This is a genomic window from Porphyromonas crevioricanis, from assembly GCF_900476255.1.
Taxonomy (GTDB): domain Bacteria; phylum Bacteroidota; class Bacteroidia; order Bacteroidales; family Porphyromonadaceae; genus Porphyromonas; species Porphyromonas crevioricanis.
In genome coordinates, this window is the sequence record NZ_LS483447.1 from 1 (window position 1) to 14,970 (window position 14,970).

Here is a 14,970-nt window from a genome sequence, read left to right on the forward strand (position 1 = left end):
ATGGATCGAAGCTCCAATTATACTACAGTCTGGCAGGACTGTCTCGCTTGTTTGCGCTCCTTGCTCAACGAAGAAGAATACACCACTTGGTTTACCCCTTTGGTACCAGTAGACTTCGACGGGCGTACAATCAAGGTGCGCGCGCCGAGTGTCTTTGTCTTCGAACATATTGAGGCCAACTATGTAAAGCAGTTGGGACAAGCACTTCAGCAAGTAATTGGAGCTGATGGACGTTTGGTGTATGATGCCTTGGTAGACAGTACTTCCGGCAGCCCTTCTGCAGCCAGTATCCACTCTCCATCTCGCTCCAGAGCCAGCACACAGTTACCTATTACTATGCCCGGGACTCCTCAACCTGTGGCAGTACAATCGGGGTTCAACTCCAATCTTAATCCTCGATTTTCTTTCGAACACTTTTTTGAGAGTAGTTGCAACAAAATTGCTGTAACGGTAGGTCAGACAATTGCATCTGTGCCGGGGACACCGTCTTCCAATCCCTTCTTCCTCTATGGGCCGAGTGGAGTTGGGAAGACTCATCTCTGCCAAGCAATAGGCCTTAAAGTCAAAGAGTTGCATCCGGAGATGAGAGTCTTGTATGTGTCCTCTCATCTTTTTGAGTTGCAATACACAACGGCCTCTCGCTCATCGCAATACAACAACTTCATCAATTTCTATCAGCAGATAGATGTTTTGATCATTGACGATATACAGGGATTGATCGGAAAAACCGGTACACAAAAGGCCTTCTTTGAGATATTCAATCACCTCTACATGCTTGGCAAGCAGCTAATCCTCACCTCGGATAAGCCACCAGTAGAGCTCAAGGGGATGCACGATAGACTTATCACTCGTATCAGCGGTGCCTTGGTGGTTCCTATCGACAGACCGGACATCGAGCTCAGGCACATGATCCTACACCATCGAATGGAGCAGGAAGGTGTCCACCTAAAAGAAGAAGTGATCAACTATTTGGCAGATAACTTGCGAGGGAATGTCCGTGAGTTGGAGGGTACACTGATTTCACTCATCACCAATAGTGTAATTCAAGGGAAAGAAATAGACTTGAATTTTGTCGAGTGCATCGTGAAACGCTCGGTAGAGGTAGAGAATGCGGAAATCACAATGGAGCTGATTCTGGAGAAAGTGAGTGTGCAATGTGCCGTTTCTATAGAGAAGATACGGAGTAAGAGTCGCCTGCAAGATATTGTACAAGCCAGACACCTCTGCATGTATCTGGCGAAGAAATATACTCCTCTATCTCTCAATGCCATTGGGCAAATGTTAGGAGGGAAAAATCATACAACAGTATTGCATGGGCACAATACGATATGTGATCGAATGTGCACAGAGTCGGATTTGAAACACCTTGTCGAAAATCTGGAAAGATCTATCGGGGTACATTCCTAAGAAGTAGGGGTATACCCCCCAAAAGAAAGAAAAAAAGAGAACATATTGGCTGTGTAGGGGGCTGCTTCAAAACTCGCATTTTGAGGCAGCCCCCGATTGTTTTTTGTCTATTCTCACAATACACTGTTCCAACTTGTCGGGACTCAGTACCCTCTGGACATATGAAAGGCTTTCATTAAAGAGGAACAAAAGACAAGACCGTGACTCCGACAAAATAGTGCACCTTTGCAAACAGATACGATACAGCAGGATATAAATAGATGATCAGCAGAGCCGAAATGAAATGGATTCGTTCGCTTGACCGAAAAAGCGTACGAGATAAAGAGGGGGTATTTGTCGCCGAAGGAGCCAAAGTGGTGAATGAGCTAATGCCACACTTCCGCTGCTTCTTGCTGATAGCAACAGAGTCGGCTCTATCCTGCATTGACAATCAGCAAGCCGAACGAACAGAAGTTGTTCCCGAATCTTTCCCTTTTGACAAAGTAAGCCAATTAGAGTCTCCCCAGCCCATCATAGCAATCTTTTACCGACCTCAATACTCCGCTCCTTCACTCGAATACCTCCGTGGACTGACACTACTCCTCGACACAGTGCAAGATCCCGGCAATGTGGGCAGCATCATCCGTTCAGCAGCATGGTTTGGTGTTGGCACAATCTTTCTGACTCCCGGCACAGCCGATCCTTTCGGTAGCAAAGTAGTTCGAGCGACGATGGGGGCCCTGGGGCAAACCAGGATTATTACACTGGAAGAACCCGGCAAGTTGCTTCAGGAGGCTCGTCAGGCTGGACTTAATATCTATGGCACATTCCTGCATGGTCCTTCTATCCGAGAAATACAATTCCCCTCACCTCAAGAAAAAGCTCTTCTGTTGATGGGAAATGAAGGACAAGGCATCAGCAGCGATCTGGCTGCGTATTGCAACAAACCAGTACATATCCCTCCTGCTGCAAATCCCAAAGGACATCCGGAGAGCCTCAATGTGGCCGTGGCTACAGCTATTATGCTCTTCCATTGGCAGGGAACCAAATCCTGAAAAAAAAGGGAACGAGGAACACACAGGGAGGGAAACACCTCGAAATAAGTTCTTGAACGGATTTTATGCCGGACTATATTTTGACCATCTCAAGAGAAACACAACGAAATAAATTCTTGAATCTCATGTTGAAATTCCTCGAGCATACTTGACTATTTGGATTTGTCCGACTCGACAAAAGAGTGTACAAAGCTCTCATCATCGTATCTTTGCACCCATGCTAACAAATCAAGAGCTCTACGAAGCTATAGACAAACCTATTTTTCGCCTCATTGGTAGTACAGCAGATGAATTGAAGTTGGAGGCCTATGTCGTAGGAGGATATGTACGAGACCTTATGCTCCACAGACCATCGAAAGACATTGATGTCGTGACTGTAGGCAAAGGGATTGATCTGGCTAAAGCTGTAGCACGTAAACTGGGGCGCGAAGCTCATGTGTCAGTCTTTGCCCGTTTTGGGACAGCTCAGGTCAAATACAAGGAATACGAAATAGAGTTTGTAGGAGCCAGACGGGAGAGCTACTCTCCAGACAGCAGAAAGCCGGTTGTTGAAGATGGGACATTGGAAGATGATCAAAGACGTCGAGACTTTACGATCAATGCGCTGGCCCTATCTCTCAATACTGAGACATACGCCCGTCTGACAGATCCGTTCGACGGAGTAGCCGACCTCTACGAATACACAATCTGCACCCCTCTGGATTCAGAAGTCACGTTTAGCGATGATCCTTTGCGCATGATGCGTGCAATTCGCTTTGCTTCCCAGTTAGGTTTTATAATCGAAGAATTTACTTGGGATGCGATTTGTAAGATGGCCGAGCGAATCCGTATTGTCTCTCAAGAACGGATTGCAGACGAGTTCAACAAAATAATGCGTTCACCCAAGCCTTCAGTGGGGTTGGAGCTTTTTGCTCTGAGTGGACTGATGGAGATCGTAATGCCTGAGGTTTATGCTCTCAAAGGAGCTGAAACGAAAGAAGGGATCGGACACAAAGACAATCTGACTCATACATTCAAAGTTGTAGACAACATCGCCAAGCACACCGATGACCTATGGCTTCGCTGGGCTGCCCTATTGCACGATGTGGGTAAGCCCAAAACAAAGAAGTTCGTCCCCGGGGCAGGCTGGACTTTCTACAATCACAATTTTGTAGGGGCCAAGATCGTACCTCCTCTTTTCAGGCGGCTAAGGCTACCCATGGATCACAAGATGAAGTATGTGCAGAAGTTGGTGGACCTGCATATGCGTCCTCAATCACTTGTAGATGAAGGTGTGACAGACTCGGCTGTGAGGCGTCTACTCTTTGAAGCCGGAGACGATATAGATGATCTAATGATGCTTTGTGAAGCTGACATCACAAGCAAAAATCCAGCTAAAGTGAAGCGTTATTTGGATAACTACGGTCTGGTAAGACACAAACTGAAAGAAATAGAGGAGAAAGATCGTATACGCAACTTCCAGCCTCCTATAGATGGGCAGGATATCATGCGCATATTCGGCCTACCTCCCTCTCTTCCCGTAGGACAAATCAAAGATGCCATAAAAGATGCTATCCTTGATGGCCTGATCCCCAACGAATACGAAGCTGCCTACCATTTTATGCTCAAACGAGCAGCCCAATTGGGTTTACAACCAACAAATGGGATTGAAGACCCTAACCCGAAGTGATAAGCAAGACAATCTATTTTCGTAGACCGGCACAAGCGGATAGTCCCATACCGTTACGGTTGCCTTTCTCCAAAAGCATCTGCTCCAGAGAGATAGTCATATCAGCACTCTCTACGAAGAGCCAAACCTTCGTTAATGGATTTACCGAGTCTCTCTCGGATGATCTCGCTGTACTGCAGCACGCTCTCAGCGCAAGTCTACATCAAGAAGCTACAATTGACCTGCAGGCCTCCGGTACAGCCTTACGTTTCCTCACAGCTTATTTTGCACTGCAAACCTCAGTTCCCATTCTCCTTACTGGCATATCCAGGCTCTGCAACAGACCAATCGCACCATTGATCGATGCTCTGCGTATGCTTGGTGCTCGTATCACCTGCATGGCGCATGAAGGTTTTGCTCCTTTGTACATAGAACCGGCAAAGCTGGAAGGGGGCAAGATAATCGATTTAGATGCTTCGCTGAGTTCTCAATTCGTATCAGCTTTGCTCTTAATTGCCCCCTGTCTACCGGATGGCCTATGTCTGCAATTGTCTACACCTCCGGCTTCAGTCTCGTACATAGCAATGACGATAGAGGTGATGAAACGAGCCGGAGTTTCAGTGCAAGTGTCACCTGACTATCGCTCCTATACGGTTGCTGCCGGCAGTTATACGCCTCTCCCCTTACCAATGATTGAGAGAGACTGGAGCGCAGCAGCTTTTTTCTACACCTTATTGGCTATTCATCGTTCCCCTTCCTTACAATTACAGCTGGAAGGAATCTACCAAGACTCAATACAAGGAGATAAAAAGGCCACTGAATACTTTGCTGCGCTGGGCGTGGAAAGCCGACAAAGGAAGAATGGTATTATTATCGAGTATAACTCGATGTCGAAAAATCAAGAGACTATCCTTCGCCCGGACTTCTCTTCCTGCCCCGATATGCTTCCGGCATGGGTTGTAGCTGCAACACTGCAAGAGAGACCTTTTGTCGCCACAGGTATTGCTACCCTGCGGCACAAGGAAAGTGACCGAATCGCTGCCGTAACAGAGGGACTGCTCCGTCTGGGATACAAAGGCTTAGAAATTCACTCTGATAGTCTCGTTTACCATAGTACTCCTGTTCAGCAAATGAGAGAGACAATCCCTACAATAGATAGCTACGACGATCATCGTATTGCTATGGCTTTTGCCATGGCTTCTGCAGACAGACGGTTTACAAACGGACTTTGTATTCGTGGGATAGAAGCTGTATCCAAATCTTTTCCCAACTTTGAGTCGGTAGCAGAGCATTGCGGACTCCTATTTACTTCCAATGGAAATGCTTATTAGTTCTCAAACCATATGACTAATACCATACTCATCTTTATTATCTCAATTACCCTGTTAGCTCTGATTGCTTTATTAGCTTCTCGAAGAGAAAAACGCAATCGGATTGCTCGAGGACTGCCCGCAGAGGAACCTTCAAGCTATCGACGCCCCGAAGGTTGCTGTGGCAAACATGAAGTCTGCGAACATGATCCGGCTCTAAGACATAAACAGGCGAAACCGACCTATTTCGATGACGAAGAACTCGATCGCTATTGTGGTACTCCTCCCAACAAATACAACGAAGAGGATAAGACTCTTTTCTACGAAGTCCTTTACACCCTTCTGCCCGAAGACATAAAGCCATGGATACTCAGCCTCGGACAAAGAGGAATCACTCTGCCCGATGACGTCAGACAACAAGCACATAGACTGTATAAAGAGCAAGAAAAGCCACGCTCTTAAACGACTCTCTATATTTTCTCCCTCTTTGAGAAAGAAAACCGCCTCACAGTTCCTAAAAGAACCATGAGGCGGTCGTTTTATTTAGCCCTCCTTGCAAAAGAGGAGGGAATAGACACCTCGTCAGATCTTATTATCCGAACCAAGCACCTTCTCTATTTTGTGCATATACAATTCCTTCAGGCTGTCACGAGCCGGGCCGAGGTATTTACGTGGGTCAAACTCGGCTGGCTTAGTAGCCATTACTTCTCGGATAGCAGCTGTCATGGCCAAGCGACCATCAGAGTCAATATTGATCTTGCACACCGAACTGCCGGCTGCACGACGAAGCTGTTCCTCGGGTACTCCTACGGCATCTTTCAGTGCTCCTCCATACTTGTTAATGGTCGCCACCTTATCTTGAGGTACAGAGCTGGAGCCATGCAACACAATTGGGAAGCCAGGGATACGACGCTCAATCTCTTCCAGAATATCAAAGCGCAGGGGAGGAGGCTGCAATATTCCATTCTCATCACGAGTACACTGCTCTGGAGTAAATTTGTAAGCACCATGGGATGTTCCTACTGAGATAGCCAAAGAGTCTACACCGGTACGCTTGACGAAGTCTTCCACTTCTTCCGGGCGTGTGTAGGTGTGAGACTCATGCTGCACATCATCCTCGATACCGGCCAATACTCCCAATTCGCCCTCCACAGTAACATCATATTGGTGAGCGTATTCCACCACACGACGAGTCAGCTCTACATTTTCATCATAGGGCAAAGCTGATCCATCTATCATCACCGAAGAGAAGCCCATTTCGATACAACTCTTACACAGCTCAAAAGTATCGCCATGATCCAAATGCAAACAAATTTGCGGATTGGCACAACCTAATTCTTTAGCATACTCTACTGCTCCTTGAGCCATGTAACGCAACAGAGTTTGGTTGGCATACTTACGTGCGCCACTCGAAACTTGCAAGATAACCGGAGAATTGGTAGCCACTACAGCCTGAATGATAGCCTGCATTTGCTCCATGTTGTTGAAGTTGAAAGCCGGTATGGCATAACCACCTTTCACTGCCTTGGCAAACATCTCCCTGGTGTTCACCAAGCCCAAATCTTTGTAACTTACCATATGATTGTTGTTTACACTTGTAATGAATGATCAGATAAAGAAAATGCCGGGCTATAATCACCACGACCACTACCGACAAAGATAGCCCTTGTATTTGGATTTATCCCCACTACTACTCGGTATAAAAGCCTCTTCTGGGCCAAGCCCTCTGAGGCATATTTTTAGGGAATAGAGGGAGCATTCACAGCCTTGTTTATTTTGAGAAGGAAAGAAATAAGCCCTTGCTATCCTCAAATGGATGACAAGGGCTTTTCTCTTCGGCTGAACCTGTTTACATCAGAATCCTCGAGCTTCGATGGCTTTGTACTGATCCATCATCTTGAGGTTGTAGTATACATTTTTCAGCATATACAAAATCTTGCTGTCATCCGGGCGAAGGGCATCAGCCTTCTCCAACAGAGGTAGAGATTGCTTGAGGAGTTCGTTGGCCTTCGCTTCCATTGCTGGGTTGTAGTTTGTAGCACTCTTGAGTTCGGCAGCCTCATTGAACAGAGCATTAGCATACTTGAAGTTCACCTCTGCATCATCAGGCTTGATCTGCAAAGCCTTGCTATACCACTTGATAGAAGTCTCAATGTCATTCTTCTGGACATGAAAGAGGTCTCCCATCACCAGATACAGCTGAGCATTATTGGGGGCGATAGTAATCGCATCTTCGAGATACTTGATAGCCTCATCAGTCTGTCCCTTACTACCATAGAAGTCTACCAAAGAAGCATAAAAGAAAAAGTCATTGGCACACTCCTTGGCTCCCTTCTGCAAAAGATTCAGATATTCTACAGAGTCTTGTTTGGCCAAATAAGCAGAGGCTTTTCCGCGAAGTACTTGACAGCCTTGGTCTCCCCGAGCAGCACCTTCTACAATAGAGAGGATATTCAATGCACGGTCAGGCTGATTGGTGCGAGTTGCCATTTCGGCCACAATCACAGCAACGCCAACCGAAGAGGAGTCCTGTGTGGAAACCTCCGGATCCGAAGCAAACATCCCCAGGCTCTTGATCTTGTAGTACTGCTCAAAAGCATCGAGAGATTTGTTCATGTCATTGGCCTGAGAATATACCACACCTGCATTATATACATAGGTCAAGTCTCGCTTCAGAAGTTCGGCCAACTTTTTAGCATAACGGGGTTTTATCTTTCCTTTCTCATTGGGCATATTATCCAATTCTCCAGCCTTCATTGCCTCGGGAAAAATCCTCAAAACAGCAGCATACATCTTATCCACATCCACTTCCTCTCCTTTTTGCTGTTTATCCAGCCAGTAGCGAAATTCAGTCTCAGCGATGTGGGCAGCCGTGTAGTAAGTCTTGGCATCATTAGCTGTCTCAGGATTTTCCTTGGCAGCATTGATAAGGGTACGCGCCTCTTCAAAATCAGGCTTACTCTGCTCTGCTCGTTTCTCGGCAGCACTCACGTTGCTTTTCTGAGCCATAGCACCGGCAGTTGCACAGAGGGCCAGTGCCAATATAAATGCGATCCTTTTCATTCTCTTCGTTTATTGGTTGAGATTTATACTTAAGAAATCCTACAATCTATTATTCTTTCAAAGGTGAAGCAAAGATAAATCAGGATTCGACAATTATGTCATCCTCGGCCGTTGTATCTGCATCAGTAGTGGAGAGACTCGTGACCCCTTCTCCTTTCGGAGTCTCTGCTTCGGCCATTTCCTCCTCCGAAATGACACTGCAGACGGAAGCTATATCATCACCTCGCTTATCCAAATTAATCAGCCTTACACCTTGCGTAGCACGACCGATCACGGCTATATCCTTCACACTTATACGAATAGCAACACCGCTTTTGTTGATAATCATCAAATCATTATCCTCCTCTACAGCACGAATGTCGATCAAATGACCGGTCTTATCCGTTACCTGCATGGTTTTGACACCCTTACCTCCTCGGTTGGTTGTGCGATAGTCTTCTATCGAAGATCGCTTGCCATAGCCATGTTCGCTCACCACCAATACAGTCTGCTCCTCGGGGTGTTTGATGGCAATCATACCTATCACTTCGTCCTGCCCATCCTCATCCAGACGCATACCACGCACCCCTATCGAGTTGCGACCGACTGTACGAACTGTAGACTCGTCGAAACGCACAGCTCGTCCGTTTCGATTGGCAATCAGGATCTGGTTTCGGCCATTGGTCAAACGCACACTTACGACCTCATCTCCCTCATTGAGATTGATAGCGATCACTCCATTGGTGCGAGGGCGAGAATAGGCCTCCAGCAAGGTCTTCTTCACCATACCCGTCTTTGTGGCAAACATCAGGTAATGAGAATTGACAAAGGCCTCGTCTTTAGTCAGGTCTTTAATTCGGATGAACGCAGTCACCTTGTCGTCAGGATCTATGTTGAGCAAGTTCTGTATAGCTCTACCCTTGGCATTTTTGGCCCCCTCAGGGATCTCGTACACCTTGAGCCAATAGCATTTACCTTTGGCTGTAAAGAGCAAAATCGTTGCGTGCATCGAGGCCGAATAGATATATTCCACGAAGTCTTCGCTTCGGGTATCCGACCCCTTGGCCCCTACTCCCCCTCTTGACTGAGTGCGGAACTCTGTGAGAGGCGTGCGCTTGATGTACCCCATGTGAGAGAGTGTGATTATCATCTCATCATCGGCATAGAAGTCCTCTGGGTTAAATTCTTCACTGGCGTAAATAATCTCGGAGCGTCTGTCATCGGCATACTTCTCTCGTACCTCCAGCAGTTCCTGTTTGACCACCTTCATTCGCTCTTCTTTGCTACCGAGGAGCATCTCGAGGTAGGCAATCTGTCTGGCAATCTCTTCATATTCGTTCCGCAGCTTTTCACGCTCCAGACCAGTGAGGGCTCTGAGCCTCATATCTACGATAGCCCGGGCCTGTATTTCGCTCAACTCAAAGCGAGCGATCAAGTTTGCCATTGCTTCGTTTGGATCCTTGGCAGCACGGATAATAGCTATTACCTCATCTATGTGATCTACGGCGATGAGCAGTCCTTCCAGGATGTGCGCACGCTCTTTGGCTTTTCTCAACTCATATATGCAGCGGCGAGTCACCACATCGTGCCTGTGATCGACAAATTCTCGAATGAGATCTTTGAGGTTTAACAGCATAGGACGTCCGTTCACCAGCGCAATGTTGTTTACACTGAAAGAGCTTTGGAGGGCCGTCTGCTTGTAAAGTTTGTTGAGCACAACAGAAGCATTGGCATCTCTCTTAATCTCTATCACAACACGTATACCCTGCCGGTTCGATTCGTCTCGAATATCTGAGATTCCGTCTATTTTCTTTTCGTTTACCAGTTGAGCTATCGAAGCGACTAAGTCGGATTTGACTACCTGGTAGGGGATCTCTGTCACTATGATACGCTCGTGATTGGCATGCTGCTCGATCTCGCAACGAGAGCGAATAACAATCCGTCCTCGTCCTGTCTCGAAAGCTTCCTTTACTCCGGCATAGCCGTATATCAGTCCTCCGGTCGGGAAATCGGGAGCCTTGACATACTTCATCAATTCAGAAATCTCTATCTCGCCATCGGCATCGATATAAGCTACACAGCCATCTATACTTTCGCCCAAGTTGTGAGGGGGCATATTGGTTGCCATCCCCACCGCAATACCAGCTGCTCCATTGACAAGCAGATTAGGGATACGAGTCGGTAAGACAACCGGCTCTTGCAATGTATCGTCGAAGTTATTTTGGAAGTCTACGGTTTCTTTGTCTATGTCACGCAGCATTTCGGCTGCTATGCGACTTAGCCTGGCCTCCGTATAACGCATAGCTGCGGGGGAGTCGCCATCGATAGAGCCAAAGTTACCTTGCCCATCTACCATCGTGTAGCGCAAATTCCAAGGCTGGGCCAATCTCACCAGAGTGAAATACACCGAGCTGTCCCCGTGTGGGTGATACTTAGCAATCACTTCACCGACGGTTTTTGCACTTTTCTTGTGTGGTGACGAGTGTACATTGCCGGTATCATTCATGGCATACAACACACGTCTGTGCACGGGCTTGAATCCGTCGCGCACATCAGGCAAAGCACGAGACACTATCACAGACATAGCATAGTCTATGTAGGCCGTGCGCATCTCTTTGTCGATATCAATATTGATAATCTTATCCTCTGAATCTATCATATTACAAACCAATACCACGCCGACAACGCGTGATTTATGAATTTAATGCCACTAAGGTACGTCTTTTCGATGAGACGACAGCTAAAAAAAGAAAGCCAAAAGCAAGTTTTTTACATTTGGAGAGAGTCAGCCTTTACGGTCGATCAAAGGGGACGAACAAATGATACTCAATGATCAAAAATCACCATCCTCAAAAAGCTCTCCGACGGAGGGACGCAAAGAGCGTCCGAGGTGTCGATAAGCCAAATGGGTAGCTTCTCTACCTCTTGGAGTTCTCTTGAGAAACCCCTCCTGTATAAGGAAAGGCTCATAGACCTCTTCGATAGTGCCAGGATCTTCTCCCAAAGCTGTCGCAATGGTCGTGAGCCCCACTGGCCCTCCGCCAAACTTATCAATGAGAGTACAAAGCAGTTTGTTGTCGGTCTGATCCAGACCATAGGTGTCTATATTGAGGGCTTCGAGGGCAAAGTTCGCTATCTCCAGGTCGATCCTTCCAGATCCTTTGACTTGCGCAAAATCTCTCACTCGCCTCAACAAAGCATTGGCAATACGAGGAGTCCCCCGACTACGTCCGGCAATCTCCCGAGCAGCCTCCGGTTCACACACAACTCCCAATATCCGTGCCGACCGGGCCACGATATTGGCGATCGTGTTCGTATCATAGTACTCCAGATGCAGATTGATACCAAAGCGAGCTCGGAGAGGAGCCGTAAGAAGCCCGGAACGAGTTGTAGCTCCAATCAGGGTAAAAGGGCTGAGATCAATCTGTATAGATCGAGCCGAAGGCCCTTTATCAAGCATAATATCAATGCGATAATCCTCCATTGCAGAATACAAATACTCCTCTACAACAGGGCTAAGCCGGTGAATCTCATCTATAAATAAGACTTCGTTCGGCTCAAGTGATGTGAGCAGACCCGCCAAATCCCCAGGCTTATCCAGTACTGGCCCCGAACTGATCTTAATATCGACCCCTAACTCGTTGGCGATAATATGAGAAAGGGTCGTTTTGCCCAAACCCGGGGGGCCATACAATAGCACATGATCCAGAGCCTCCCCCCGCATCTTGGCAGCACGAACAAAGACTGCAAGATTTTCGACTACCTTGTCTTGCCCACTGAAATCCTCAAAACGATGAGGCCGAAGCGCACGATCCAAATCGCGCTCCTCGGGAGCAATGGGTATATTCCGTTCGTTGTGAATATTAAAATCCGAACTCATTTGCTGCAAAGATAATGAGACAGGGCGAGAAAAATACACCACCGAAAGCCCCAATGCCGGGAATGACGTACAACAAGAACGACCATGCAGCAGTCTCTGAAGAAAGCTCCTGCTTCGACCATCAAAACCAACAAGTTTTGTTAATTTCCTATCATGACAAAAACCGGGAAAAGAGGGGAGAAAAGAGACTGTTGTAGACAAGTAGACATGCCTTTTTTTATGTTTTATATCGCCTTCTCAAAACATTGATGAACAGGGCGTTTCAAAGGGATCATTTTTTCTCCTGTGAGACTTTTTGCCTGCGAACTATCTTACTGAGGAGCAGAGTGTTACCATTTAGTAGTGGATAGATAGGTAACGATTTAGAAATGAGCGGAGTGCTTTGAGGTACACTGTTTTGAATAGCCAAAGAACGCTCACTATTATCACTTGCAAAGATATTGATTTGTGAGCAAAAGTGAGCGTTCTTTCGTGATTTTCTTCTTTGAGAAGAGAGAATTTGTTCCCTACATCCTTCGTCCCCGTTTCTTTCTCTTGTTGGCTTCGTGGCGCAGTCTCCGCTGAAAGGCGGTTTCGGCATAATCCTCTCCATGGACTTGGAAGTCCAGCATACCGCCAACACCCGATGCAATCCCTTCGGCAACAACATCCACTACGCTCTCAACAAGGCTTGGTTCAGGACTTGGTGTTGGCTGTCGCTTTTCTTCTTGTAAAGGGCCTTTCGGCTGATAAATTGGAACAGAAGAGTGATAGGGAGCAGCATAGGACAGCCCGAATTGTTTCAGCAGCGAGTTATATCCAAACTCTCGTCCTATTTCCGAAGCCTTGAAAGTCTGCCCCTCAAAATGAAACTTCAGTCCATAGATGCTACCTTTCTTGTTCGTCATCTGTTCCACGGTTACTCCTCGTCGTCTCAATTCATATCGAAAATAAGCATAGCCGTTCACTCCGCCATTCGTATATTTTCCCAACAATCCGTAAGCCATCAAGCGTAGTTTTTCTTTGCTCGCTTCTCGCGTCTGATTGACTCTCGGCTTTTGATACCGTTTCTTTGCCCGTATCTCATTGGCAATCGTCAGACCGTGCTTGCGACTCAATTCCTCTGCCACTCGTGCTGCCTTGTTGCTCACAAAGGTTGTGTCGTAAACCGCCCCGTTCATATCCATCCGATTGGCAATGATATGAATGTGCAGATTGTCAGTATCCTTATGCGTAACGGCTACCACTTGATGCTCCTGCAATTTCATTGCTTGGATAAACTCACAGGCTATCCCTTGGAGCCTCTTCCAATTCATTCCTGCTTCATCTTTCGGAGCGATGCCGATTTCTATCCGCAGGAACTTATTCCTACAACGGCTGTTGAACTGATTGACAAGGTTCATCTCCTCGCATATTCTCTCTGCCGTATCTCCACAAAGGTTCTGGATTAAGAGCTTATTCTTGAGTTTCGTTTCTCTGAAAATATACTCCAATGCCGTCTTGCCGTGTGCTATGGCTTTACACTTAGCTATCATTACGCTTGATATTTAGAACATCATATACCTCGTCCGTAATCCGGTATCGAGGATTATAGAATCGCTCAAAGGCGTGCAGGGAGATGCAAGAAAGGTTCTTGGCAATGGGAGCCCAAGATGGGTCTCTCGTCTTAATCAAGTTGGAAATATGACTGAAGAAATAGCTGACCCGTTGCAAGACCCGAATGGCTTCCCGTTCGTGTTCTCCCAATCGGGGAACGGCAACAATCTCTCCCGTAAGCAATGCCTCCCGACAGAACTCGGAGAGCTTCTTGCCCGTCCGCTCCGCTCGCTTTTGTATCCTTGCTTTCTCCTCTTCGGAACAACGTACCCGAAGAAGGCAGGTCTTATTGGACTTCTTATTTCGTTTCTCTTTATCTGTTTTTGTTTTCATCTTAGCTTGTTTATTAAGGCATCCCAGCCGATGAGAACGAAGTAATTACGGCTCTCCCCCGAGCGCAGTGGCGAAGGGGGCAAGCGCAGTTTGTGGCTACAAACTGACGTCTTGCAATGTTACCGATGAAATACCTGCGCATATACTATACTTGGCTTTCATCTCTCGTTCTTCTTGCCTTCTGAGAATGCCGATTATCCATTTCATCACTGATGGTTCGGAATGCTGTAATTAGAGTTTACGCCAGCGTTCTATCTCCTCGCTGTATTCTTCCAAATGTCGGAGAGCTATGCACTCCAAGAAACTTGAAACATTGGCTCCGTAATCACCCAAGCGACGAACAACAAACTGCAAGCGTTCCCACGTGGAGCGACTGAGATAAGTTGCCTTTCGGTCGATGATTTTATGGGGCGAGAGAAAGGCTTCCTGATAGCTCTCCAAGCTCTCTTGTCGTTGCTTGTGGCTGATGCGTTTCGGACTGCTTGATACCGCTTCTTGTTTCTCCTGTACGGAATGCGCTGCATTCACGGCATCCTTTACTTCATCCGAAGGCTTGGACGGCAATGTCAGTTCGGATGTAGAGGAATGCAGAGAGCTTTCAGATTGCCCGGATTGCTCTATCTGCTTTGCTTCTTGTTTGGTAGAGATGGCTTTACTGACAATTTTGGAAAGTATCTGTGAGCCATCGGAGTCTTTGGGATGGTTCAAGTAATGAGACAAATCAAATTCTTCTTTCATGGC

General features: G+C 46.9%; 12 protein-coding genes. 5 read left to right on the forward strand and 7 right to left on the reverse strand.

Annotated features, from left to right (window positions below; all coding sequences use genetic code 11):
- The 5 genes from dnaA (at position 1) to DQN70_RS00025 (ending at position 5,861) form a co-directional block, all read left to right on the forward strand.
- Entirely contained in the window at positions 1-1,407 is a 1,407-nt protein-coding gene (dnaA, locus tag DQN70_RS00005; RefSeq protein WP_042225728.1) for a chromosomal replication initiator protein DnaA, read from the forward strand.
- Between the two features lie 278 nt (positions 1,408-1,685).
- The gene (locus tag DQN70_RS00010; RefSeq protein ID WP_231968829.1) at positions 1,686-2,441 is read left to right on the forward strand and encodes a TrmH family RNA methyltransferase; all 756 of its coding nucleotides are present in this window, start codon (positions 1,686-1,688) and stop codon (positions 2,439-2,441) included.
- 217 nt (positions 2,442-2,658) lie between these two features.
- On the forward strand, positions 2,659-4,110 hold the full coding sequence (locus DQN70_RS00015) for a CCA tRNA nucleotidyltransferase (protein ID WP_023939730.1): 1,452 nt from the start codon (positions 2,659-2,661) through the stop codon (positions 4,108-4,110).
- Entirely contained in the window at positions 4,107-5,420 is a 1,314-nt protein-coding gene (locus tag DQN70_RS00020) for a 3-phosphoshikimate 1-carboxyvinyltransferase (RefSeq protein WP_023939731.1), read from the forward strand. The genes DQN70_RS00015 and DQN70_RS00020 overlap by 4 nt, the downstream gene beginning before the upstream one ends.
- Before the next feature lie 12 nt (positions 5,421-5,432).
- A complete protein-coding gene (locus tag DQN70_RS00025; protein ID WP_023936197.1) occupies positions 5,433-5,861 on the forward strand; it encodes a hypothetical protein in 429 nt (142 codons plus the stop codon).
- A 120-nt stretch (positions 5,862-5,981) separates the two neighbouring features.
- On the opposite strand, the gene DQN70_RS00030 is transcribed toward DQN70_RS00025, so the two are convergent.
- The 7 genes from DQN70_RS00030 to DQN70_RS00065 all read right to left on the reverse strand — a co-directional run bounded on the left by DQN70_RS00030 (position 5,982) and on the right by DQN70_RS00065 (position 14,967).
- Positions 5,982-6,977, reverse strand: a complete 996-nt coding sequence (locus DQN70_RS00030; protein WP_023939732.1) for a class II fructose-bisphosphate aldolase — start codon at positions 6,975-6,977, stop codon at positions 5,982-5,984.
- Between the two features lie 276 nt (positions 6,978-7,253).
- Complete coding sequence (locus DQN70_RS00035) at positions 7,254-8,462, reverse strand: tetratricopeptide repeat protein (protein WP_036890044.1); 1,209 nt, start codon at positions 8,460-8,462, stop codon at positions 7,254-7,256.
- A gap of 79 nt (positions 8,463-8,541) precedes the next feature.
- Positions 8,542-11,100 (reverse strand): DNA gyrase subunit A, encoded by a 2,559-nt coding sequence (gene gyrA / locus DQN70_RS00040; protein WP_036890045.1) that lies wholly within the window; start codon positions 11,098-11,100, stop codon positions 8,542-8,544.
- Between the two features lie 174 nt (positions 11,101-11,274).
- The gene (gene ruvB, locus DQN70_RS00045; protein WP_036887990.1) at positions 11,275-12,321 is read right to left on the reverse strand and encodes a Holliday junction branch migration DNA helicase RuvB; all 1,047 of its coding nucleotides are present in this window, start codon (positions 12,319-12,321) and stop codon (positions 11,275-11,277) included.
- A 506-nt stretch (positions 12,322-12,827) separates the two neighbouring features.
- Positions 12,828-13,835, reverse strand: a complete 1,008-nt coding sequence (locus DQN70_RS00055; protein ID WP_023939735.1) for a relaxase/mobilization nuclease domain-containing protein — start codon at positions 13,833-13,835, stop codon at positions 12,828-12,830.
- Positions 13,825-14,229 (reverse strand): plasmid mobilization protein, encoded by a 405-nt coding sequence (locus DQN70_RS00060; protein ID WP_023939736.1) that lies wholly within the window; start codon positions 14,227-14,229, stop codon positions 13,825-13,827. The genes DQN70_RS00055 and DQN70_RS00060 overlap by 11 nt, the downstream gene beginning before the upstream one ends.
- Before the next feature lie 231 nt (positions 14,230-14,460).
- A complete protein-coding gene (locus tag DQN70_RS00065) occupies positions 14,461-14,967 on the reverse strand; it encodes a DUF3408 domain-containing protein (protein ID WP_023939739.1) in 507 nt (168 codons plus the stop codon).
- Between the last annotated feature and the right edge of the window lie 3 nt (positions 14,968-14,970).